This is a genomic window from Pseudoxanthomonas yeongjuensis, assembly GCF_010093345.1.
Taxonomy (GTDB): Bacteria; Pseudomonadota; Gammaproteobacteria; order Xanthomonadales; family Xanthomonadaceae; genus Pseudoxanthomonas_A; species Pseudoxanthomonas_A yeongjuensis.
In genome coordinates, this window is the sequence record NZ_PDWT01000007.1 from 67,749 (window position 1) to 91,368 (window position 23,620).

Here is a 23,620-nt window from a genome sequence, read left to right on the forward strand (position 1 = left end):
CCGGCGTTAGCCTGCGACCGGCGCATCGGGCGTGATGGCCAGGCTTCCTGCCGTTTCGCCGCCCCCGGCCCGCCACGGGTTGGCGCGGGTGCTATCCAAGCTGGGGATCTGTTCGCGTACCGAAGCGGCTGGCTGGATCGCTGCCGGCCGGGTAACGGTCGAAGGGCGCGTGGTGAGGGATGCCGAGTTCCCGGTCGTTCGCGGCAGGCAGCGCATCGCGATCGACGGAGTCGAGGTGACGGCGGGCGAGCGCGTCCACCTGATGCTCAACAAGCCACGCGGCCTGGTCACGAGCGCGCGGGACGAACGCGATCGCGACACCGTGTACCGCTGTTTCGATGGCGCCGGCCTGCCGTGGATCGCTCCGGTCGGTCGGCTCGACAAGGCAAGCGAAGGCCTGCTGCTTTTCAGCAACGACCCGGAGTGGGCGGCACGCATCACCGATCCGGAAACCGGCCCGCACAAGACCTATCACGTGCAGGTCGATCGCATTCCCGATCCCTCCTCGTTGGCGCGCCTGTTGGCCGGCGTGGTCGATGACGGGGAGTCGCTGCGCGCTCATTCGGTCGAACTGCTGCGCCAGGGCGAAAAGAATGCGTGGCTGGAAATCGTCCTGGACGAGGGCCGCAACCGGCAGATACGCAGGTTGCTCGCCGCGTCCGATCTCGGCGTGTTGCGCCTGATCAGGGTGTCGATCGGCCGACTGGTGTTGGGCGAGCTGCCCAAGGGACAATGGCGCAGGTTGTCGCCGGAAGAGGTCGCTGCGCTCTCGCCGCCGGAGCCAGCGCAGGAGCGACGCTAGTCGTTCCTGCGAGAGCTGCGCTCAGGTCTTGATCACGCCCAGCTCGTTGCCGATCTTGACGAACGCGGCGATCGCGCGATCCAGGTGCCCGCGGGTATGCGCCGCGCTGATCTGGGTGCGGATCCGCGCCTGGCCCTTGGCCACGACCGGGAAGAAGAAGCCGATCGCGTAGATCCCTTCCTCCAGCAGGCGCTCGGCGAAGCGCTGCGCCAGCGGCGCGTCGTACAGCATCACCGGACTGATCGGATGCACGCCGGGACGGATATCGAAACCGGCCGCGGTCATCCGCTCGCGGAAGTAGCGGGTGTTTTCCGCCAGCCGCTCGCGCAGCTCGCCCGCCGAGGACAGCATGTCGAAGGCCTTGATGCCGGCAGCGACGACGTGTGGCGGCAGTGAGTTGGAGAACAGGTAGGGGCGCGAGCGCTGGCGCAGCAGCTCGATCACTTCCTTCCTGGCCGTGGTGAATCCGCCCAGCGCGCCGCCCATGGCCTTGCCCAACGTGCCGGTGATGATATCGATCCGCTCGAGCACGCCCTTGACCTCGGCTGAACCGCGCCCGGTCGCGCCGAGGAAGCCGGTCGCGTGGCATTCGTCGATATGCACCAGCGCGCCGTATTTCCGGGCCAGCGTGGTGATTTCATCCAGCGGCGCGATGAAGCCGTCCATCGAGAACACACCGTCGGTGGTGATCAGCTTGGTCCTGCATCCGGCCGCGTCGGCGGCCTGCAGCTGCGCTTCCAGGTCGGCCATGTCGCAATTGGCGTAGCGGAAACGCTTGGCCTTGCACAGGCGCACGCCGTCGATGATGGACGCGTGGTTGAGCGCATCGGAAATGATCGCGTCGTCCTCGCCCAGCAACGGCTCGAACAGGCCGCCGTTGGCATCGAAGCAGGCGGCATAGAGGATGGTGTCCTCGGTGCCGAAGAATTCCGCGATCTTCGCTTCCAGCTGCTTGTGCAGGTCCTGGGTGCCGCAGATGAAGCGCACGCTGGCCATGCCGAAGCCATGCGTGTCCAGTGCGTCCTTGGCGGCCTGGATGATGTCCGGATGGTCGGCCAGGCCCAGGTAGTTGTTGGCGCAGAAGTTCAGCACCGTGCGGCCATCGGCCAGTCCGATCTCAGCCGATTGCGGACTGGTGATGATGCGCTCGGCCTTGAACAGCCCCTGGCTGCGGATCGAGTCCAGTTCGGCGGCGTAATGCGCGGTAAGGGCAGGGACGGTCGAGGAGTCGGACATGGCGTCGGGCACTGGGAAGGGAGTCCAGTTTAACAATCCGCCATCGAGCCTTTGCGCCGGGAACCCGGCTCGCGTCGGAACCGGCGGCAAAACGATCCACGAGGTACGGAATCCACTGAATCCAAATCCATGATTCCATTGGAGTCGTTCCATTGGAATCGTTCCGCTGGAATTCCGTCGCTTGAAAGCCCACCCGCAAGTACGGAGTGATTTCCAGAAAAATGACCCGGACCGGGCGACAGGTTCCCCGGGTCATGCCAATCCGACATAAGCCGCGGTCCTTAATTCATTTCCCGGTGGCATTGTGCGTCCGCAGCATCTGCATACCGGCCCACGGGCCCTATTCAGGAAACCTGCCATGCGGACAAGACCGGAACGGAGCGGTGCCAAACCCCAGGCCACATGGCTGGCGGGCGCGCTGGCCTGTTCCCTGGTCGCGCCGGCGTGGGCGCAGGACAAGTTGACGGTGGAGCAACTGCAACAGCGTCTCGAGGCCCTCGAGCGTCGCGTAGGCGGAAACGTGCCGGTGGACGCAGGGGAGGCCACAGCCGAAGCCGGTCTGGACGGCCTGGACCAGCGCCTGCGCATCCTCGAACGCAAGCTGGAATTGCAGCAGGAAGAGCAGGAGGCCAGGACCAAGGCGGCGGCGGTGATCGCGGTCAATGAAAAGGGCGCTTCGTTCAAGTCCGCCGATGGCGATTACGAGGTGAAGATCCGCGGACTGATCCAGGGCGACGGCCGCTTCTTCCTCGACGACGATGCGGTGCCGCAGAACGATACTTTCCTGCTGCGGACCGCGCGGCCGATCATAGAAGGCTCGCTGGGCAAGCTGGTGGGTTTCCGCTTCACTCCGGAATTCGCCGGCGACAGCGCCAGCATCGTCGATGCCTACGTCGATCTGCGCTTCGATCCGGCTTACACGTTGCGCGTAGGCAAGTTCACCTCGCCGGTGGGACTGGAACGCCTGCAATCGTCCTCTGCGCTTTCGGATATCGAACGCTCGCTCGCCAGCGAGCTTGCGCCGAACCGCGACATCGGCATCCAGTTGCAGGGCGATGCCGCGGACGGTCGCCTGGGCTATGCCATCGGCGTGTTCAACGGCACCGTGGACGGCCGCGATGCGGCGACCACCAATCCGGACAACAATTTCGAGTACGCGGGGCGGATTTTCTTCGAGCCGTTCAAGAACAGCGCCAATGCACTGTCCGGATTGGGGTTCGGCATCGGCGCCAGCGTCGGCGACAAGGAAGGCAGCGGCAACAATTTCCTGGCCCGCTACCGCACGCCCGGCCAGGTGCAGTTCTTCAACTACCGTTCGGCGGTCCTGGCCGACGGCCAGCAGAGCAGGTGGTCGCCGCAGGGCTACTACTATCGCAATGCCTTCGGTTTGCTGGCCGAGTACATCGTGTCGAAGCAGGAATTGAACATCGATGGAGTCCGCGAGGATATTTCCAACAAGGCCTGGCAGGCGACCGCCAGCTACGTGCTGACTGGCGAGGACGCCAGTTATCGCGGCGTGGTCAAGCCTGCGCAGCCTTTCAGTCCGGGAACGGGCGGCTGGGGCGCATTCGAAGTAGTGGGCCGTTATGGCGCCCTCGAGATCGATGACGCCGCTTTCCCGCTGTTCGCCGATCCTTCCGTCGCGGCCAGCGAAGCCACGTCCTGGACCCTGGGCCTGAACTGGTACCTCAACAGCAACCTCAAGCTGGTAGTGAATTACCTGCAGACCAGTCTCGACGGCGGCGCGGCCGCAGGCGCGGACCGCGAAGACGAAAAAGCCGTGTTCACGCGGCTGCAAGTAGCCTTCTGAAAATAGTCTTTTGAGACTAGCCTTTTGAAAACCAGACCGGAGTCATTTCCAATGAAGCCCAAATCGATCCCATTGCCTCTCCGGACCTTGCTGCTCGCCTTCGGCCTCACGTTGGCGGCCGCTGCCGCAGCCAAGGACGTGAAGCTGCTCAATGTTTCCTACGATCCTACCCGCGAGCTGTACCGGGAATTCAATGCCGCCTTCGCCAAGGACTGGCAGCAGAAGAAAGGCCAGAAAGTCGAGATAGAAAACTCGCATGGCGGTTCGGGAAAGCAGGCGCGATCGGTCATCGATGGCCTGGAGGCCGATGTGGTGACGCTGGCCCTGGCGTACGACATCGACTCGATCGCCCAGCGCGCGAAACTGCTGCCCGCCGACTGGCAAAAGCGCTTGCCGGAGAACAGCTCGCCCTACACCTCGACGATCGTGTTCCTGGTTCGCAAGGGCAATCCGAAGAAGATCAAGGACTGGCCGGACCTGCTGCGCCCCGGCGTGGCCGTGATCACGCCCAACCCCAAGACCTCGGGCGGCGCGCGCTGGAACTACCTGGCCGCCTGGGCCTATGGATTAAAGATCTTCAAGGGCGATGAAACCAAGACCCGCAACCTGGTCCGTGCGCTGTTCCGCAATGTGCCGGTGCTGGATACCGGCGCACGCGGTTCCACCACGACCTTCGTGCAGAACGGCATCGGCGACGTGCTGATCGCCTGGGAAAACGAGGCGATCCTTTCCGTGCAGGAACTGGGGCCGGACAAGTTCGAGATCGTGGTGCCGAAGCTTTCCATCTTGGCCGAACCGCCGGTCGCGCTGGTCGACCGGAACGTGGACAGGCATGGCACCCGCGAAGTGGCGCAGGCCTATCTGCAATTCCTGTATTCGCCGGAAGGGCAGAAGATCGCGGCCCGCAACTATTACCGGCCGCGTTATCCGCAGTACGCGGACCCGGCCGACATCGCACGTTTCCCGAAGGTCGAACTGGTGACCCTGGACCAGGTATTCGGTTCGTGGGCCAAGGCGCAGGCCACGCACTTCGCCGAAGGCGGCGTCTTCGATCAGATACAGGCGGAAAAATAGCCGATGGCGGCAACATCTCCGTTGTCGTCCTCGTCGACGCCCCCGTTGGCTGGGCGCGGCCGGCGCAAGCGGGTCATGCCGGGCTTCGGCTTGAGCCTGGGTTACACGCTGGCCTGGTTGGGACTGATCGTGCTGATTCCGCTCGCCGGCCTTTTCATCAAGGCCGGCGGTCTGGGTTGGCAGGGTTTGTGGGATATCTGGACCGAGCCGCGCGTGCTGGCGTCGTTGAAGTTGAGCTTCGGTACCGCGCTCGCCGCCGCCGCATTCAACGCGGTGATGGGCACGCTGGTGGCCTGGGTATTCGTGCGCTATGAATTCCCGGGCAAGCGCGTGTTCGATGCGATGATCGACCTGCCGTTCGCGTTGCCGACCGCGGTCGCCGGCATCGCCCTGACTTCGCTGTATGGGCCGAGCGGCTGGATCGGACGCTGGCTGGCGGAAATCGGCATCAAGGTCGCCTACACGCCGCTGGGCATCACCATCGCGCTGGTGTTCATCGGCCTGCCGTTCGTGGTGCGCGTGGTCCAGCCCGTATTGCTGGAAGTGGAGCGCGAACTGGAGGAAGCCGCGGCCACGCTCGGCGCCAACCGCCGGCAGACGGTGACGCGGGTGGTGTTGCCGGCCTTGCTGCCGGCGATCCTGGCGGGCTTCGGCCTGGCCTTCGCGCGAGGCGTGGGCGAATACGGCTCGGTGATCTTCATCGCCGGCAATCTCCCGGGCTTCACCGAGATCGCGCCGTTGCTGATCACCTTCCGCCTGGATGAATACGACTACGCCAGCGCGACCGCCATCGCCCTGGCGATGTTGTTGTTGTCGCTGTCGGTGCTGCTGGTCATCAATACGTTGCAGTCGAAGCTGGCGCGGAAGGGGCGCTAAGATGAGCGAAGCGATTTCCGCCGTCATTCCCTTCCCCTCGAAGGAGTCTCTCCTGGATCCGGCCAGCGCCCCCCGTTCGCGTATCGCCGACGCCACCGCCGAGCCGCGCTGGATCCGCTGGCTGTTGATCGCGGCTGCGTTGCTGTTCCTGCTGGGGTTCCTGCTGCTGCCATTGCTGCTGGTATTCGTGCAGGCATTGGGCGGCGGCGTGCAGGCATTCATCGCCGCGGTCACCGAGGTCGATGCGCTGGCCGCGATCAAGCTCACCCTGCTGGTGACTGCGATAGTGGTTCCGTTGAACCTGGTGTTCGGCATCGCCGCCGCATGGGTGGTGAGCAAGCATGATTTCCGCGGCAAGCGCCTGCTGGTGAGCCTGATCGACCTGCCGTTCGCGGTGTCGCCGGTGGTGGCGGGCCTGGTGTTCGTGCTGATCTTCGGCGCCCAGGGCTGGGCCTGGCCGCTGATCGACGGGGGCTGGCATTCCAGCCTGCCCTGGCTGGGCGAATTCACCTTGCAGCTGCCGAAGATCATCTTCTCAACGCCCGGCATCGTCCTCGCCACGACCTTCGTCACCTTCCCGTTCATCGCCCGCGAACTGATGCCGCTGATGGAGCAGCAAGGCGCCGACGAGGAGCTGGCGGCGTTGAGCCTCGGTGCCAGCGGCTGGCAGACGTTCTGGCGTGTGACCCTGCCCAACATCCGCTGGGCGCTGCTGTACGGCGTGCTGCTGTGCAGCGCGCGGGCGATGGGCGAATTCGGGGCGGTGTCGGTGGTGTCCGGACATATCCGCGGGCGCACCAACACGTTGCCGCTGCACGTGGAAGTCCTCTACAACGACATTTCCCAGAACTACGGCGCGGCGTTCGCGGTGGCTTCGCTGCTGGCGGTCAGCGCGCTGGTCACGCTGGTATTGAAGGCTTATCTGGAATGGCGCCATGGCGAGTCGCTGGCCGCCAATCATCGGCATTGAACTGGGGGGAGGGCTTTTTTGACACGGATAAAAGCTGATAAATGCAGATGAAAAGCCAAGTCTTTTGCTTAATCCGATTTTTCCGCTTTTATCCCTGTCAAAACGCTCTAGCCTTTGCTTCCAATACAGGAAACAAACCATGACGATCAATATCGAACATGTCAGCAAGCGCTTCGGCGACTTCGCCGCGCTCGACGACATCAGCCTCAACGTGCGCCAGGGCGAACTGCTCGCCTTGCTCGGTCCTTCCGGTTCCGGCAAGACCACGCTGCTGCGGGTGATCGCCGGTCTGGACCATGCCGACGCCGGGCGCGTGCTGCTGGCTGGCGAGGACGCTTCGCAACTCAGTGTGCAGGCGCGTAGAGTCGGCTTCGTGTTCCAGCACTACGCCCTGTTCCGGCACATGAACGTGCGCGAGAACATCGCCTTCGGCCTGCGCGTGCGTCGCGGCGAAGCGCGCTGGCCTGATGCGCGAATCCGCGAACGGGTCCGCGAACTGCTGTCGCTGGTGCAACTGGACGGACTGGAATCGCGCTTCCCCTCGCAGCTTTCCGGCGGCCAGCGCCAACGTGTCGCGCTGGCGCGCGCGCTGGCGATCGAACCGAAAGTGCTGCTGCTGGACGAACCCTTCGGCGCACTCGATGCCCAGGTGCGCCGCGACCTGCGCCGCTGGCTGCGCGAACTGCACGATCGCACCGGCCTGACCACGGTGTTCGTCACCCACGACCAGGAAGAGGCGCTGGAACTGGCCGACCGGGTGGCGATCCTCAACCGGGGCCGCATCGAACAACTCGGCAGTCCGGCGGAGACCTACGACCAGCCGGCCAGTCCTTTCGTCTATTCCTTTGTCGGCGCGGTCAACCGCTTGCCGGGGGAATGGCGCGACGGCCGCCTGCAGGTCGCCGGCCTCGACCTGGCCGCACCCGGCGCGGCCGTGGGGCAGGGTGCAATCGAGTTGTATGTACGGCCGGAGCATTTGCAGCTCACAGAGACCCGGGAAGGAGGCTGGCCGGCGACGGTCCTGTCCAGTCAGCGCAGCGGACCGCGCCAGCGCCTGTGGGCCCGCCTGCATGCAGGCGATACCGAGGTGGAAATAGAGCTGCCCGCGGGTGCCGATGCCCCGGTGCATGCCGCTGGTTCCGAGGTCAGGTTGGCGGCGACCCGGTTCGGGGTCTTTTCCGCTTGAAATCGGAGTCCCCCCAGGGCTCGAATCTTTATCCGTTTTTTACGTCTGGAGCACTTGACGGGGCCAATGTTGCGTCGCAATATCAATTCGGTTAAAAAACCGTGAATTTGTGATTACGGTGGCTTGACGACGCTGCTCCGCAATGCCCCCACAGCCCACCAGGAGAATCCGGATGAAGCCAGTAAAGCTCAGTTTTGCAGTTGCCCTCGTTCTGGCGGCCATGCCGCTGATCTCGTTCGCGCAGGATGCGGAGGCGGTGGAAGAGGAATCCGAATTCCCGCTCAGTGCTTCGCTGGCTGCGACCACCGACTATGTGTTCCGCGGCGTCTCCCAGTCCGACAACGGCCCGGCGTTCCAAGCGGGCCTGAACTACGACGCGCCGTTCGGTCTGTATGCCGGCGTGTGGGGTTCCAACATCGATTTCGGCACCGGTGGTTTCGAAACGGACTATTACGTCGGCTGGAACACCGATCTCAGCGACAGCTGGAATCTGGATCTCGGCGCTACCCGCTATACCTACTCGGGTGACAAGGGCCTGAGCGGCGACTACAACGAATTCATCGGCAAGATCACCTGGAGTGGTCCAGTCACTGTTACCGGCCTGTTGGCCTATGCGCCTGATTACGGTGACCTGGCCCCGAAAGCGAAGGAAAGCTACGCCAGTCTGGGCGCTTCCTACGATATCGGGGAGACCGGCTTCAGCATCGGTGGGTCGGTCGGCTATACCTCGATCGACTACGGCAACGAGACCATCGAAGGCGAAGCGTTCGACTATGGCGTCAGCGACTACTTCGACGGAGCAGTTACGCTCAGCAAGGCCTTCGGTCCGGCCACCGCAACGCTGGGCTACTACGACACCTTCGGTTCGGACGCGGAGGAACTGCGCAGCGGCTCGGACATCTACAAGCCGGGCCTGGCGCTGACAATCTCGGTAGCCGTGCCGTAATCGCCTGCAATCGACCGCAAGAAGAAGGGCGCCGCAAGGCGCCCTTCTTGTTTGCGCGAGTTCGGCCTGCCTGGATCAATTCCAGCTCAGGACCACCTTGCCTGCCTTGCCTTCCTCCATCAGGTCGAAGCCCTTCTGGAAATCGTCGATCGGCAGCTGGTGGGTCAGCACCTTGCCCAGCGGAAAGCCGCCCAGCACCAGTTGGGTCATCTTGTACCAGGTCTCGTACATCTTGCGGCCATAGATGCCCTGCACGGTCAGGCCCTTGAAGATGATCCGGTCCCAGTCTATGCCGGCGCCCTTGGGCAGGATGCCGAGCAGGGCGACCTTGCCGCCGTGGTACATGCAATCGAGCATGTCGTTGAAGGCCTGCGGGTTGCCGCTCATCTCCAGCCCCACGTCGAAGCCTTCCATGTGCAGGTCGGCCATCACGTCCTTCAGCGATTGCTTGGCCACATTCACCACGCGCGTGGCGCCCATGTCGGCCGCAAGCTTCAGGCGGAAATCGTTGACGTCGGTGACCACGACATTGCGCGCACCGATGTGCTTGCAGATGCCGGCGGCGATCACGCCGATCGGACCGGCGCCGGTGATCAGCACGTCTTCGCCGACCACGTCGAATTCCAGCGCGCAATGCGCGGCGTTGCCGTAGGGATCGAAGAATGCGGCCAGCTCGCTGGGGATCTGGTCGGGGATCGGCCACAGGTTGCTGGCCGGCATGACCATGTATTCGGCGAAGGCGCCGTCGCGGTTCACGCCGATACCCACTGTGTATGGACACAGGTGCGGGCGGCCGCCGCGGCAATTGCGGCAATGGCCGCAGACGATGTGGCCCTCGGCGGAAACGCGCTGGCCTACCGTGTAGCCGCTGACGCCGGGGCCGAGGTCGGCGATGCGGCCGACGAATTCGTGGCCGATGGTCAGCCCGGGCTTGATCGTGCGCTGGCTCCACTCGTCCCACAGGTAGATATGCAGGTCGGTACCGCAGATCGCGGTCTTCTCCAGCTTGATCAGGACCTCGTTGGGACCGGGTTGCGGTACCGGCACCTGTTCCATCCAGATGCCCTTGCCAGCTTCGCGCTTGACCAGCGCCTTCATCGTTTGCGCCATGACGGTGCAGACCCTGCCTTTGATAGAGGGCGCGAATTATACGCCGCGACCCATTACCAGCCGTTGCGCACCGTGCCATAGGTCATGGAGCCGCGGCGGGAGCGGCTGGCTACAATCCAAAGTCCATGATCCGCAAAGGGAATGCCTGTGCGTCCCAACTTGCTCGCCGTGTCGCTCGCCGCCGCCTTCGCGGCCCAGTCGGGCGCTGCCCTTGCCGCGGAAGGCATGTGGGTGCCGCAACAACTGCCCGAGATTTCCGGGCCGTTGAAGCAGGCCGGGCTCAAACTCAAGCCCGAACAACTGGCTAACCTGACCGGGGATCCGATGGGCGCGGTGGTTGCGCTGGGCGGCTGTACCGCCAGCTTCGTTTCGCCGGTCGGGCTGGTGGTCACCAATCATCACTGCGCCTATGGCGCCATCCAGCTGAACTCGACCGCGGAAAAGAATCTCATCAAATCGGGCTTCAATGCGGCCACGCCTGCCGGGGAAGTCAGCGCCGGCCCCAACGCACGCATTTACGTCCTGGATTCCATCAAGGACGTCACCGTCGAGGCCAAGGCGGCTATCGCCTCCGCGGGCGACGATCCGCTGGCGCGCACCCGCGCGCTGGAGGCCTTCGACAAGAAGCTCATCGCCGAATGCGAGGCCGAAGCCGGTTTCCGCTGCCGCCTCTACAGTTTCTCGGGCGGCAACACCTATCGCCTGTTCCGCAACCTGGAGATCAAGGATGTGCGCCTGGCCTACGCTCCGCCGGTGGGCGTGGGCAAATACGGCGGCGACATCGACAACTGGATGTGGCCACGCCACACCGGCGACTTCGCCTTCTATCGCGCCTACGTGGGCAAGGATGGCAAGCCGGCCGCGTTCGCCGCGGACAACGTGCCTTATCGTCCGAAGCACTGGTTGAAGTTCGCCGACAAGCCGTTGGGCGCGGGAGATTTCGTCATGGTCGCCGGCTATCCGGGTTCGACCAATCGCTACGCGCTGGCCAGCGAATTCGACAGCACCGCCGGCTGGACCTATCCGACCATCGGCAAGCACTACAAGAACCTGATCGCGTTGGTCGATGCGGCGGGCAAGAAGAACCCGGATATCCAGGTCAAGTACGCCAGCACCATGGCCGGCTGGAACAACACCAGCAAGAACTACGAAGGCCAGCTGGCCGGGTTCGAGCGCATCGATGCGGCCGGCACCAAGCATGCGGATGAGGCGGCGGTGCTGGCGTGGCTGCGTAGCCGTGGCGCGCAAGGCAGTGCAGCCTTGGCGGCGCACCAGCAGTTGATCGATCTGGGTGAAGCCGCGAAGGCCACGCGCGAGCGCGATTTCGTCGTGGGCCAACTCGACAATACCGCCATGCTGGGATCGGCGATCCAGCTCTACCGCTTGTCCATCGAGCGCGGGAAACCCGATGCCGAGCGCGAATCCGGCTACCAGCAGCGCGATCTGCCGACCATTGAAGGCGCGCAGAAGCAGTTGGAGCGCCGCTACGTGCCGGCGATGGATCGCCAGTTGCAGCAGTACTGGCTGCGGCAGTACGTGCAGTTGCCCGCCGCGCAACGCTTGGCGTCGATCGACAAGTTCCTGGTCGACGACAAGGAACAGAGCCTCACCCGCGCGCTGGATCGCCTGGCCGGGACCCGGCTCGGCAGCACCGATGAACGCTTGAAGTGGATGCAGGCCGATCGCAAGGATTTCGAATCCAGCAATGATCCTGCCATCCAGTATGCGGTGGCGGTGATGCCGTCGCTGCTGGCGCTGGAAGAGCAGCGCAAGACGCGGACAGGGGAATCGCTGCTCGCGCGACCGGCCTACCTGCAAGCGGTGGCCGACTATCGCAAGAGCAAGGGCGAGTTCGTCTATCCCGATGCCAACCTCTCGCTGCGCATCACCTTCGGCAATGTCGTCGGCTATCAGCCGAAGGACGGCGTGGATTACACTCCGTTCACCACGGTCGAAGGCGTAGCTGCGAAGGCCACGGGCGAGGAACCGTTCGACGCGCCGCAGGCCTTGCTGGATGCGGTCAAGGCCAGGCGTTACGGCGGTCTGGAAGACCGGCGCCTGGGCACGGTGCCGGTGAATTACCTTTCCAACCTCGACATCACCGGCGGCAATTCCGGATCGCCGGTGCTGGACGCGAACGGCAAGCTGGTCGGCCTGGCTTTCGACGGCAACTGGGAGTCGGTGAGTTCCAACTGGGTGTTCGACCCGAAGATGACGCGGATGATTTCCGTCGACGGGCGTTACCTGCGCTGGATCATGCAGGAGGTTTACCCCGCGCCGCAGTTGCTCGAGGAAATGGGCGTCGCGAAATAACCGGCGGAGTTATGTCCGGCCCCGGTGCCTGGTTTCCGGGTTCCCGCTTTTTGGGGTGCATTGGGATGATTGCGCGCTGCGGCGCGTATGGCATCCGGGGCTTTGGTTTTGCCGCGGCGCGGTATCATTCGCTTCCGTCGTCGTTTCGACCCGCCGCAACGACCCGGCCTCCCACACACACCGGATCTCCCCACGCATGCGCATCCTGCTTGCCCGTCACGGCGAAACGCCGTGGAATGCCGAAGGCCGTTACCAGGGCCAGATCGATATCCCGTTGTCGCCGACAGGCGAATCACAAGCCACGGCCCTGGGCACGCGCCTGCGCAACGTGGAAATCACCCGCGCGGTCGCCTCGCCGCTGTCGCGCGCGCGGCATACCGCCGAGTTGGCCCTGGGCGAAGCGCGCAAGCCGATGTTGACCACCGACATCGACCTGCAGGAAATCGCCCATGGCGAATGGGAAGGACTGCTGGCCAGCGAAATCAACGACAAGGATCCCGCGCGCCTACGCGCGTGGCGCGAGCAGCCGGAAACCGTGTTGATGCCCGGTGGCGAATCCCTGCAACAGGTACTCGACCGTTCCTGGCCGGGCCTTGCCCGCGCCACTGAAGGCCTCGGCACCGGCGACACCTTGCTGGTCGTGGCCCACGACGCGGTCAACCGGGTGATCCTGTGCCGCATTCTCGGCTTGCCCCTGTCCAAGCTGTGGTCTTTCCGCCAGGCGCCGACCACGCTCAACCTGCTGGAAGGTCCGGACGTGGACAATCTCGAGGTCGTTCGCCTCAACGATTGCGCGCACCACACGCCGTTCTTCGGCGAAGCGGTGCATCGGGCGCTTTAAGATCCATGACGCGCACGCTGGAAGAATGGCTCGGCTACATCGAGCAGCAACATCCGAAATCGATAGAGCTTGGATTGGATCGCGTACGTGAAGCCGCCGCGCGCTCGCGGCTCGGCAAGCCGGCGAAGCAGGTCATCACCGTCGGCGGCACCAACGGCAAGGGTTCGACTGTCGCCTTCATCGAAGCCATCGCCCGCACGGCGGGATTGAAGGTGGGCACCTACACCTCACCGCATCTGTTGCGCTACAACGAGCGGGTGCGCATCGACGGACGTGAAGCGAGCGATGCGGAATTGGTGGCCGCGTTCGAGGCGGTGGAGGCGGCGCGACTGGGCCCCCCTCCCCTTGGGAGAGGGGTTGGGGTGAGGCTACGACGGAGCGAAGATCTTTCGCTTGGCGATGCAACACCATCCCCACCCAACCCTCCCCTTGAAGGGGAGGGCTCAGATGTCCCACTCACCTATTTCGAATTCGGCACGCTAGCCGCACTTTGGCTGTTCCAGCGATCCGACCTCGACCTCGTCGTGCTCGAAGTCGGCCTTGGCGGCCGGCTGGATGCGGTCAACCTCGTCGATGCCGATGTCGCGGTCATCACCACCGTCGATATCGACCATGTCGACTGGCTGGGCAACGATCGCGAAAGCATCGGCTTCGAAAAGGCCGGCATCGCCCGTGCCTGGAAACCGCTGGTGCTGGGCGAGATCGATTCGCCTTCCAGCGTGCTGCGCCATGCCTACGCGATCGGCGCCAACGCCATCCGCCTCGGCAGCGACTTCTTCCACGAGCCGATGGACGCAACGCATTGGCGCTGGCGCGATGCCGGTTTCGAGATCGAATTGCCGATCCCCGCGCTCGCCGCGCCGGTGCAGCGGGCCAATGCCGCCACCGCCATCGCCGCTTTGCGCGCGCTGGATATCGAGTTGCCCGATGCCGCGCTGGCCGCGGGCGTGGCTGCGGCGATGTTGCCGGGCAGGTTGCAGCGTTTCGAGGTCGCCGACACGCCGGTCATCGTCGACGTAGGCCACAACCCGCAGGCGGCGCGCGAGTTGGCGACGTGGTTGCAAGCCGAACCTGCGCACGGCCGCACCCTGGCGGTGTTCGCCGCGCTGGCCGACAAGGACGTGGATGGCATCGTCAATGCGCTGAAAGACGCGGTCTCGCGCTGGTTCCTTGCCGGGCTGGAATCGGTCGCCGGGCGCGGGCAGTCAGTGGACGAATTCGCAGCCAGGCTGGCGGAGACTGCAGCCGCCCGTGGTTCCAGGCATGCCAGCGTGTCGGCGGCATTGGAGGCGGCGCGGGCGGAGGCCGGTGCCGGCGATCGCATCCTCGTGTTCGGTTCCTTCCATACCGTGGCCGAAGCGCTGGCGGCCCTGCATTCAGGTCAATGACGGGGAAGCCGATTCGCCGCAACGTATAATTCAGCCGGCATTCCCGCCGCGTCGTTTCGTGAGCCCGCATGGATACCGCCCTCAAACAACGCCTGATCGGCGCCGTCGTCCTGGTGGCCCTGGCGGTGATCTTCCTGCCGATGCTGATCAAGGGCCCCGCGCCCGACAGCGGCGTTTCCGATGTGCCGCTCACGGTACCGGCAACGCCGGATGGCCAATACGAAACCCGCGAACTGCCCCTGGTCACGCCGGGCAATGCGCCTGCCGGTGGCGTGGTCGGCATGGACAACGATGTACCAGCCGCCACTGCCAGCGAAGCGGTTCCGCTGGGTGCGGCGCCTGCTGAAGCCGCGAGCGCGATGCTGCCGGCCAGCACTGCCGGCGGAAATTTCGCGGTGAATTTCGGCGCCTACGCGACCCCGGCCGATGCCGATGCGGTGATCGCGCGGCTCAAGCAGTCCAGCCTTCCGGCATTCCGCGAGCCCACCACCATCAATGGCAAGACCGCCTGGCGCGTGCGCATCGGGCCGTATGCCGAGCGCGCCGATGCCGAAGCCGTGCGCCTGCAGGCTGCGCAGGTCCGCAGCGATGTGAAGGCCCAGGTGGTCACGCTGGACGTTCCCGCCACGGCGCCGGCTTCCACGCCCGCGGCCACGACCGCCGCAGCTGCGGTCACGACCCAGGCCCTGCCGCCAGAACCGGCGAAGCCGGCACAGGCGCCGCCCGCGGAAACCAGGCCGGTCGCGACTGCGCCCAAGCCTGCCGTTGCGACGCCCAAGCCGGCAGTAGTGCCAGCTAAGCCGGTCGAAGCGCCCAAGCCGGTCGCCACGAACGTCGGCTTCGCCGTGCAACTCGGTGCCTTCTCGCATGCCGCCGATGCCAATGCGCTGCGCGACAAGCTTCGCGCCGGCGGCTTCAGCGCCTTCGTCGAGCAGGTCAAGACCGACAAGGGCACCCTGAGCCGCGTGCGCGTGGGGCCGGTAGCCAGCCGCGCCGACGCCGACCAGCTGAAGGCGCAGGTCGCGGCCAAAGTGGGTATCAGCGGCATGGTCCGCCCTCATCCGTAACCCGGTTTCGTGATCTTGCTCGATATCGTTTGACGCCGCCGCACAGAAGGGGCCAGGGATGAAAGGCCGACAACTCCATTTCAAGGACTCGAGCGCGCCATGATCGATATCGTATTGCTGATCGTGATCGGCGGCTCGGCGCTGCTCGGCCTGATCCGCGGTTTCGTCGGCACCCTGGTCTCGACCGCGGCCTGGCTGCTGGCGGGCTGGGCCACGTTCGAGTTCGGCGGCCAGGCGGCGTTCTGGCTCTCGGACAACGGCAAGCCCACGATCACCGAGTTGTTCGGCGGCTACGCGCTGAGTTTCGTGGTGGTGATGGTGGTCGTGGTCCTGGTCGGGGCGATGGCCAGGTCGATGGTCCAGTCGGCGGGTCTTTCCGGGGTCGATCGCCTGCTGGGTACGGCGCTGGGCCTGCTGCGCGGCGCGTTCCTGGCCAGCATCCTGGTCTTGCTGATGGGCTTCACCCCCTTGCCGCGCGAGCCCGCCTGGCGGCAATCGCAGGTCCTGCCGATGCTCATCCCCGCGGCCGGCTGGATGCGTTCCAAACTGCCGAACTGGTCCGTTCCGCAAATTGATTTTCGCAACGGCTCCGTGACGGGCGATAATGGCGGCATCGGCAACCTGCAGGTACCGGCGCTGGAACAGGCGGTGCAGCAGGCGATCGAGTCGGCCAAGGGCGGCCTGGCGCCGCGCGGTCCCGCCGGGAATACAGCACCGGGGCAGGCAACACCAGGGCATGACCCGGCCAATATCGAATCCCAGGGCCAGGATCCGGCCAATGTCGAGTCGAACGGAAGCGACCCGGCCAATATCGAATCATCCAGGCAGCGCCCCAACGGCCAGAAACGGCCCCAGTCGCAATAGCCAGAACGGGAGTACGCCAACCATGTGCGGCATCGTCGGAATCGTCGGCAACCAGAATGTCGCCGGCCAGCTCTATGACGGGCTGACCGTCCTCCAGCATCGCGGCCAGGATGCGGCCGGCATCGCCACCGCCGATGGCACGCGCCTGCGCGTGCACAAGGACAACGGCCTGGTCCGCGACGTATTCAATCCCAAGGCGATGAGCACGCTGGAAGGCCGGGTCGGCATCGCCCACTGCCGCTATCCGACCGCCGGTTCCGAAGGTCTGGACGAGGCGCAGCCCTTCTACGTCAATTCGCCGTACGGTATCGCCCTGGCCCACAACGGCAACCTGATCAACACCGAAGCCCTGCGCCAGGACGTGTTCGCCGAAGACCGCCGCAACATCAATACCGATTCGGACAGCGAAGTGCTGCTGAACGTGTTCGCCCACGAACTGGATCGCCAGCGCACGCTTTCGCCCGAAACCGCGATCCGCGCCGTCGCCGGCGTGCATCGCCGGGTCAAGGGCGGCTATGCGGTGGTCAGCGTGGTCCTGGGCCTGGGCCTGGTCGCGTTCCGCGACCCGCATGGCATCCGGCCGCTGGTGCTGGGCAAGCGCGAGCACAACGAAGGCACTGAATACATTGTCGCCTCCGAATCCGCCGCGCTCGACATCCTCGGCTTCCAGCGCGTGCGCGACGTGCGCCCGGGCGAGGCCGTGGTCATCACCGCACGCGGCGAGCTGTTCGCCGAGATCTGCGCCGAGCCGCAGGAACACGCGCCGTGCATCTTCGAATACGTGTATTTCGCGCGCCCCGATTCGATGATCGACAATGTCTCGGTGCACAAGGCGCGGATGCGCATGGGCGTGAAGCTGGGCGAGAAGATCCTGCGCCTGCGTCCCGACCACGACATCGACACCATCATCCCGATTCCCGACACCTCGCGCGACGCCGCGCTGGAAATCTCCAACGTGCTCGGGGTGAAGTACCGCGAAGGCTTCATCAAGAACCGCTACGTCGGCCGCACCTTCATCATGCCGGGGCAGGGCGAGCGGGTGAAATCGGTGCGCCGCAAGCTCAACCCGATTCCGCTGGAATTCCGCAACCGCGTGGTCCTGCTGGTCGATGATTCCATCGTCCGCGGCACCACCAGCCAACAGATCGTGCAGATGGCCCGCGATGCCGGCGCGCGCAAGGTCTACCTGGCCTCGGCCGCGCCGCCGGTGCGCCACCCCAACATCTACGGCATCGACATGCCGGCGGTAGACGAACTGGTGGCCAACGACCGCAGCATCGAGGAAATACAGAAGCTGCTCGGCTGCGACTGGCTGGTCTACCAGGACCTGGAAGACCTGGAAGCGTCGGTGCGCGAAGGCAACCAGGACCTGCAGCGCTTCGACTCCTCGTGCTTCGACGGCAACTACGTGACCGGCATCGAGCCGGGTTATTTCGAGCGGATCGAAGCGCTGCGCTCGGATGAGGCGAAGCGCAAGCGCAGGGTGTCGTGATGCCGCTTCCCTCCGGGCCGTCATCCCAGCGAACGCTGGGATCCACCTTGATCTTGCCGTTGCCTTTGCTGTTCGGGGTTCGAGGGAAAAGTCAAAATGGATCCCAGCGTTCGCTGGGATGACGATTCGTTTTCCATGGCTTTATCACTCTTCGACGCTGCCCGGGCATGCCTCGATGCTGCCTCGCCAGAAAACAAGGTCGCATTGACTCAGGCGTATGCCGCTAAATTCGCCTGCGGCGAACTCAGTACTGATTCCGATGCGCCCGCACCGCAACCCATCCGCATGCCCGGACGTCCCACCCGCCCGAAGCTGGTACCCGCGCGCCAGCTTCCGCAGCGCGGGATCGGCAGCGCGGAAGGCCGCGCCGCCTTCGTCCACGCCATCGCCCACATCGAGTTCAACGCCATCGACTTGGCCTGGGACGCGGTCTACCGCTTCCGCGGAATGCCGCCGGAGTTCTATGCCGACTGGGTGTCGGTGGCGAACGACGAATCGCGCCATTTCGTGCTGCTGCGTGACCGGTTGCGCGAATTGGGCCATGATTACGGCGATTTCGACGCCCACCACGGCTTGTGGGAAATGGCCGAAAAAACCGCGCACGACGGCTTGGCGCGAATGGCGCTGGTGCCGCGGGTGCTGGAAGCGCGCGGGCTCGACGTGACCCCCGGGATGATCGCGAAGCTGCGCAACCTGGGCGACGCCGCGACCGTCGAAATCCTCGAATTGATCCTCGAAGAAGAAGTGGCGCACGTCGCGGCCGGCTCGCACTGGTATCGTTGGTATTGCGGGCGTGCCGGGGTCGAGCCGCGTTCGACCTTCCGCGAGCTGCTGGCGAAATATGCAGGACCGGTGCTGCGTGGCCCATTCAACCACCAGGCGCGGTTGCTGGCCGGTTTCGATGCCGAAGAGATCGCGGCGCTGGAACAGCTCTCACGCGCGTAGGAGCGGCGTAAGTCGCGACTTGAGTGATTCGCGTGTTTCAGGAAGGAACCCGCCCGTATCTTTCGCGACTTGCGTCGCTCCTACGGGATCACGATCAGCCGCTTAGCGACTCCAGCCGATAGCCATCCGCGTCCACCCGCAGCACCGAACCCTGTTCGTACCAGTCGCCCAGCACGATCCGCTCGCAATCGCGATCGTTCACCTGCAGCTTGTGCACGTTGGGGCGATGGGTGTGGCCGTGGATCATCCGGTCGATGCCGTAGCGGGTGAAGGTCGCCTCCACCGTCGTCGGGGTCACGTCGGTCACGGTTTCGAAGCGCACGTCGTTGCCGCCTTCGCGCAACTTGGCCTGGTGCGCCTGGCTGGCGGCGCGCGCCTGTGCCGCGAAGACGAGCCTGGCCTCCAATGGTTGCGCCAGGAATTGGGCTTGCCACGCCGGGTTGCGGGTCTGGGTGCGGAAGGCCTGGTAGGCGATGTCGTCGGTGCACAACAGGTCGCCATGCATCAGCAGCGTGGGTTTTCCGTACAGCACTACCACGGCCGGGTCCGGTAGTACCCGGAATCCGGCTCGCAGCGCATAGTCCTGTCCGACAAGGAAATCGCGATTGCCGCGGATGAAATACACCGGCACGCCGGCATCGGCGACTTCCCGCAGCGTTGCCGCGACGAAGGCGCCCACCTCCGAAGGATCGTCGTCGCCGACCCAGGCCTCGAACAGGTCGCCCAGGATGTAGAGCGCATCGGCCGATTCCGTCTCGCGGCGCACGAACCGGCCGAACAGTTCCGTGATCACGGGGCGGGTGGAATCCAGGTGCAGGTCGGAGATGAAGAGGGTGGTCATCACAGGATTCTAAACCGTGCCCCGTAGGAGCGGGCCTTGCCCGCGATGCTCTTCATGACGTGCTGGAGAAGCATCGCGGGCAAGGCCCGCTCCTACAGGGTAAAATTGGCCATATTCCGCTTTTTTTCAGGCACCCCATGACCTGCCGCACCCGCTTCGCCCCCAGCCCCACCGGTTACCTGCACATCGGCGGCGCGCGCACCGCGCTGTACTGCTGGCTGGAGGCGCGCCACCGTGGCGGCGACTTCATCCTGCGCATCGAGGACACCGACCAGGAGCGCAGCACCCAGGGTGCGATCGACGCGATCCTGGAGGCGATGGACTGGTTGGGCCTGGACTACGACGAAGGCCCGATCTACCAGACCCGGCGCCTGGAGCGTTACCGGGAGGTGGCCGAGCAGCTGGTCGCCGCCGGCAAGGCGTATTACGCCTACGAGACCCGTGAGGAGCTCGATGCCATCCGCAACGCCGCCCAGGCCGCGGGAGACAAGCCGCGCTACGACGGCCGCGCGCGCGAACAGAACCTGCCGTATCGCGACGATCCGAACCGGGTGATCCGTTTCAAGAACCCGCAAGGTGGCAGTGTCGTCTTCGAGGACCGCATCAAGGGTCGCATCGAAATCGCCAACAGCGAGCTCGACGATCTGGTGATCTTCCGTTCCGACGGCTATCCCACCTACAACTTCGCGGTGGTGGTGGACGACATGGACATGCGCATCACCGACGTGATCCGTGGCGACGACCACATCAACAACACCCCGCGCCAGATCAATATCTACGAAGCGCTGGGCGTGCCGGTGCCGTTGTTCTCGCACATGCCGATGATCCTGGACCCGGAAGGCGCCAAGCTGTCCAAGCGCACCGGCGCCGCGGATGTCATGCAGTACAAGGACGCCGGCTACCTGCCGCATGCGCTGATCAACTACCTGGCGCGCCTAGGCTGGTCGCATGGCGATCAGGAGCTGTTCACCCGCGAGGAACTGATCCAGTTGTTCTCGGTGGAGGACGTCAATTCCAAGGCCGCGCGCCTGGACATGGACAAGCTGGGTTGGGTCAACCAGCACTATCTGAAGAGCGATGACCCGGCCGGTATCGCGCCGCAGCTGGAATACCAGTTGCGCAAGCTCGGCCTGGAACCCGCGCAAGGTCCCGCTGCGGTCGATGTGGTGATCGCCTTGCGCGACCGCGTGCATACGCTGAAGGAAATGGCCGAACGCGCCGCGGTCTGGTACCAGCCGCTGGAAACCTATGACGAAGCCGCCGTCGCCAAGCACCTGAATGCCGCGGCCTCGGCGCCGCTGGCGGCCGCGCGCGATCACCTGGCCAATGCGCTGGAGTGGACGGTCGAATCGGTAGCGGCTGCGTTGCACGACACCGCGGCGGCCCTGGGCCTGGGCATGGGCAAGGTCGCGCAGCCCTTGCGCGTGGCCATCACCGGTACCCAGGTCAGCCCGGATATTTCCCAGACCGTTTACCTGGCCGGGCGCGAACAGGCCTTGAAACGGATCGACGCAGCGCTTATCAAGATACCTGCGGACGCATGATCCCGGTCCTCACTCACTAATTCCATGGCACTCAAGCATTCCTGCACGGATCCCAAGCACCACGTCGACGACGCCCACGGCTTCGTCGCGGCGGTGGAGCATGCCTGCCAGGAACGCGGCCTGCGCCTGACCCCGATCCGTGCGCGCGTGCTCGAGCTCATCGCCGATGCCGGCAAGCCGGTGAAGGCCTACGAATTGCTCGAGTTGGTGCGGGAGAAGAAAGGCGTCGGCGCCGATGCTCCGCCCACGGTGTATCGGGCATTGGATTTCCTGATGGCCAATGGCTTCGTGCACAAGCTGGAATCGGTGAATGCGTTCGTCGCCTGCCACCATCCCAACAGCGACCAGCATTCGGTCCCGTTCCTGATCTGCGACCGCTGCCATAGCGCGGTGGAACTGGAAGACCGCGAAGTGGTCACCCAACTGGAAGCGCGCGCCAAGGCACTCGGCTTCCAGCCGCAGGCGCAGACCCTGGAAGTGCATGGTTTATGCGCGCGCTGCGCGGGTTGATTCCAGCGGCGTAGGAGCGACGTAAGTCGCGAAACCCTACATTTACCTTCGCGACTTACGTCGCTCCTACGGCTAACAACCTCGGCGATTTTTCGCGGATCGGCAGGTTCGCCATCGCCGCGATCAAGGCCAGCACGATATCCGCGTACCACATCCAGCTGTAGTCGCCGAGCCGTTCGATCGCCACGCCACCCAGCCACGCGCCGAAGAATCCGCCGATCTGGTGCGACAGCAAGGTCAGGCCGAACAGGGTTCCGAGGTAACGCGGACCGAACAGCTTGCCGATCAATCCGGCCGTCGGCGGCACCGTCGCCAGCCAGGTGAAGCCCAGCGCCGCGGCGAAAATGTAGAAGGTCATCGGCGTAGGTGGCGACACCAGATAGATCACGATCATCACCGCGCGGCTGGCGTACATCACCGCCAGGATCATCTTCATCCGGTAGCGTTGCCCCAGCGCACCGGCGACCAGGCTGCCGAGTACGTTGAATAGGCCGATCAAGGCAATGGAAGCGCCGGCGACGCTGGGCTGCAGGCCGCACAGCGCGATCTCGCCGGGCAGGTGCGTGACCAGGAAGGCGATATGGAAGCCGCAGGTGAAGAAGCCCAGGTGCAACAGCCAGTAACTGCGATCGCGCGATGCGAGTCGCAGTTGTTCGCGCAAGGTCATTTCCGCGGGTGACGTGCCGGTGGCGACAGCTCCGCTGGCCGCAGCGGCAGGTGCAGGCTTGCGCCGCAGCGGCCACGCCAGCGGCAGGGTCAGCAGCGAGGCGGCGGCGAGCCCGAACATGGCCACGCCCCAGCCCGTGGCAGTGATCGCCAATTGCACCAGCGGCGCGAACACGAATTGGCCCAGCGATCCGCCGGCGTTGATGAACCCCGCTGCGAACGAACGCTTTTCCGGTGCCAGCCGCGAAGCGGTGGCGCCGATCAGGATGGAGAAACTTCCGGCGCCGGCGCCCGCCGCGGTCAGCAAGCCCAGCGTGAACATCAAGCCCCATTGCGAGGACATGAAAGGAGTCAGCGCCATGCCTCCTGCCAGCAACAGGCCGCCGGCCACCAGGATGCGGGTCGAACCCTGCTTGTCGGCGATCGCGCCGAACACCGGCTGCACCGCGCCCCACACGAACTGGCCGATGGCCAGGGCGAAACTGATCGCGGCGATGCCGACGCCGGTGGATTCATGGATCGGCGTGACGAACAGACCGGTGGTCTGGCGCACGCCCATGGTGATCATCAGCATCGCCGCCGCGGTCAGCAACAGGCCCCAGTGCATGCGTGGCGCGGGAGTCGCGCGATGGACGCTCATGCATCGGCTCCGGGCAGGTTCAAGGCCTGGTCCAGCGCATCCAGGTCGGTATTGAGGCGCAGGGTGGCTTGTTTCCCATACTGCTTCTCCAGTCGTTGCTGGGCGCATTGCCAATGCGGCATGGCCTTGGCGATGCGTTTGCGGCCCGCAGCGGTGATGGCGATGACGCGTTGGCGCGCGTCTTCGCCACGCGTCTCCTTAAGCCAGCCGGCGTCGATGAGCGGTTTCAGGTTGCGGGTCAGGGTACTGCGGTCCATGCCCGCCGTGGCCGCCAGTTCGCCGAGCGTGCGCGGCTGCGGTTCGGCCCGGCGCAGGATCGAGTATTCGTTGAGGCTCAGGTCCACCGCCGCCAGTTCCCGGTCATAGACCTGGGAAACCTGCCTGGCGGCGCGGCGCAGGCGGAAGCAGGTGCAGGCACTGGGGAAGGACATGGCGGGTTCCATCGCAGTCGGGTTCCGGCGCATGGTAAGTGCATATGCACATTAATGTCGAGGGCATC

At 65.0% G+C, this 23,620-nt stretch carries 21 protein-coding genes; 16 read left to right on the forward strand and 5 right to left on the reverse strand.

Going from position 1 to position 23,620, the window contains the following annotated elements; translation table 11 throughout:
* Positions 1-34 precede the first annotated feature (34 nt).
* On the forward strand, positions 35-802 hold the full coding sequence (locus tag CSC74_RS14985; protein ID WP_162315300.1) for a pseudouridine synthase: 768 nt from the start codon (positions 35-37) through the stop codon (positions 800-802).
* Positions 803-823: 21 nt separating this feature from the next.
* On the opposite strand, the gene kbl is transcribed toward CSC74_RS14985, so the two are convergent.
* A complete protein-coding gene (gene kbl / locus CSC74_RS14990) occupies positions 824-2,038 on the reverse strand; it encodes a glycine C-acetyltransferase (RefSeq protein ID WP_162315301.1) in 1,215 nt (404 codons plus the stop codon).
* 358 nt (positions 2,039-2,396) lie between these two features.
* Between kbl and CSC74_RS14995 the strand changes: the two genes are divergently transcribed.
* The 6 genes from CSC74_RS14995 (at position 2,397) to CSC74_RS15020 (ending at position 8,900) form a co-directional block, all read left to right on the forward strand.
* On the forward strand, positions 2,397-3,848 hold the full coding sequence (locus tag CSC74_RS14995; protein ID WP_162315302.1) for an OprO/OprP family phosphate-selective porin: 1,452 nt from the start codon (positions 2,397-2,399) through the stop codon (positions 3,846-3,848).
* Positions 3,849-3,899: 51 nt separating this feature from the next.
* Positions 3,900-4,922 (forward strand): sulfate ABC transporter substrate-binding protein, encoded by a 1,023-nt coding sequence (locus CSC74_RS15000; protein WP_162315303.1) that lies wholly within the window; start codon positions 3,900-3,902, stop codon positions 4,920-4,922.
* A 75-nt stretch (positions 4,923-4,997) separates the two neighbouring features.
* The gene (gene cysT / locus CSC74_RS15005) at positions 4,998-5,798 is read left to right on the forward strand and encodes a sulfate ABC transporter permease subunit CysT (RefSeq protein WP_162315352.1); all 801 of its coding nucleotides are present in this window, start codon (positions 4,998-5,000) and stop codon (positions 5,796-5,798) included.
* 1 nt (position 5,799) lies between these two features.
* The gene (gene cysW / locus CSC74_RS15010; protein ID WP_162315304.1) at positions 5,800-6,768 is read left to right on the forward strand and encodes a sulfate ABC transporter permease subunit CysW; all 969 of its coding nucleotides are present in this window, start codon (positions 5,800-5,802) and stop codon (positions 6,766-6,768) included.
* Between the two features lie 139 nt (positions 6,769-6,907).
* Complete coding sequence (locus tag CSC74_RS15015; protein ID WP_162315305.1) at positions 6,908-7,954, forward strand: sulfate/molybdate ABC transporter ATP-binding protein; 1,047 nt, start codon at positions 6,908-6,910, stop codon at positions 7,952-7,954.
* 172 nt (positions 7,955-8,126) lie between these two features.
* The gene (locus tag CSC74_RS15020) at positions 8,127-8,900 is read left to right on the forward strand and encodes a TorF family putative porin (RefSeq protein WP_162315306.1); all 774 of its coding nucleotides are present in this window, start codon (positions 8,127-8,129) and stop codon (positions 8,898-8,900) included.
* Between the two features lie 75 nt (positions 8,901-8,975).
* Here the strand turns inward: CSC74_RS15020 and tdh are convergent, their stop codons facing one another.
* A complete protein-coding gene (tdh, locus tag CSC74_RS15025) occupies positions 8,976-10,010 on the reverse strand; it encodes an L-threonine 3-dehydrogenase (protein WP_211369661.1) in 1,035 nt (344 codons plus the stop codon).
* Between the two features lie 147 nt (positions 10,011-10,157).
* Between tdh and CSC74_RS15030 the strand changes: the two genes are divergently transcribed.
* The 7 genes from CSC74_RS15030 to CSC74_RS15060 all read left to right on the forward strand — a co-directional run bounded on the left by CSC74_RS15030 (position 10,158) and on the right by CSC74_RS15060 (position 18,920).
* Complete coding sequence (locus CSC74_RS15030) at positions 10,158-12,323, forward strand: S46 family peptidase (protein ID WP_162315354.1); 2,166 nt, start codon at positions 10,158-10,160, stop codon at positions 12,321-12,323.
* A gap of 196 nt (positions 12,324-12,519) precedes the next feature.
* The gene (locus CSC74_RS15035; protein ID WP_162315307.1) at positions 12,520-13,164 is read left to right on the forward strand and encodes a histidine phosphatase family protein; all 645 of its coding nucleotides are present in this window, start codon (positions 12,520-12,522) and stop codon (positions 13,162-13,164) included.
* A 5-nt stretch (positions 13,165-13,169) separates the two neighbouring features.
* Complete coding sequence (locus tag CSC74_RS15040) at positions 13,170-14,552, forward strand: bifunctional folylpolyglutamate synthase/dihydrofolate synthase (RefSeq protein WP_162315308.1); 1,383 nt, start codon at positions 13,170-13,172, stop codon at positions 14,550-14,552.
* Between the two features lie 68 nt (positions 14,553-14,620).
* Positions 14,621-15,619 carry an SPOR domain-containing protein gene (locus CSC74_RS15045; protein ID WP_162315309.1) on the forward strand — a complete coding sequence of 333 codons (999 nt, stop codon included), beginning with the start codon at positions 14,621-14,623 and terminating at the stop codon, positions 15,617-15,619.
* 99 nt (positions 15,620-15,718) lie between these two features.
* Positions 15,719-16,483, forward strand: coding sequence for a CvpA family protein (locus CSC74_RS15050; protein WP_162315310.1), 765 nt, complete (start codon positions 15,719-15,721; stop codon positions 16,481-16,483).
* A 22-nt stretch (positions 16,484-16,505) separates the two neighbouring features.
* The gene (gene purF, locus CSC74_RS15055) at positions 16,506-17,975 is read left to right on the forward strand and encodes an amidophosphoribosyltransferase (RefSeq protein WP_162315311.1); all 1,470 of its coding nucleotides are present in this window, start codon (positions 16,506-16,508) and stop codon (positions 17,973-17,975) included.
* A gap of 96 nt (positions 17,976-18,071) precedes the next feature.
* Positions 18,072-18,920, forward strand: coding sequence for a ferritin-like domain-containing protein (locus CSC74_RS15060; protein WP_246193293.1), 849 nt, complete (start codon positions 18,072-18,074; stop codon positions 18,918-18,920).
* Positions 18,921-19,014: 94 nt separating this feature from the next.
* Here the strand turns inward: CSC74_RS15060 and lpxH are convergent, their stop codons facing one another.
* Positions 19,015-19,761, reverse strand: a complete 747-nt coding sequence (gene lpxH, locus CSC74_RS15065) for a UDP-2,3-diacylglucosamine diphosphatase (RefSeq protein ID WP_162315313.1) — start codon at positions 19,759-19,761, stop codon at positions 19,015-19,017.
* Between the two features lie 137 nt (positions 19,762-19,898).
* On the opposite strand from lpxH, the gene gltX reads away from it, so the two are divergent.
* Together gltX and CSC74_RS15075 are read left to right on the forward strand one after the other, a co-directional pair.
* A complete protein-coding gene (gltX, locus tag CSC74_RS15070) occupies positions 19,899-21,305 on the forward strand; it encodes a glutamate--tRNA ligase (RefSeq protein ID WP_162315314.1) in 1,407 nt (468 codons plus the stop codon).
* A gap of 24 nt (positions 21,306-21,329) precedes the next feature.
* Positions 21,330-21,815 carry a Fur family transcriptional regulator gene (locus CSC74_RS15075; RefSeq protein WP_162315315.1) on the forward strand — a complete coding sequence of 162 codons (486 nt, stop codon included), beginning with the start codon at positions 21,330-21,332 and terminating at the stop codon, positions 21,813-21,815.
* Between the two features lie 55 nt (positions 21,816-21,870).
* Here CSC74_RS15075 and CSC74_RS15080 read toward each other — a convergent pair whose 3' ends face one another.
* Both CSC74_RS15080 and CSC74_RS15085 read right to left on the reverse strand, forming a co-directional pair.
* Positions 21,871-23,121, reverse strand: a complete 1,251-nt coding sequence (locus CSC74_RS15080; RefSeq protein ID WP_246193295.1) for an MFS transporter — start codon at positions 23,119-23,121, stop codon at positions 21,871-21,873.
* Positions 23,118-23,552 (reverse strand): MarR family winged helix-turn-helix transcriptional regulator, encoded by a 435-nt coding sequence (locus CSC74_RS15085; RefSeq protein ID WP_162315316.1) that lies wholly within the window; start codon positions 23,550-23,552, stop codon positions 23,118-23,120. Before CSC74_RS15085 ends, CSC74_RS15080 begins: the two co-directional genes overlap by 4 nt.
* Positions 23,553-23,620: the final 68 nt, after the last annotated feature.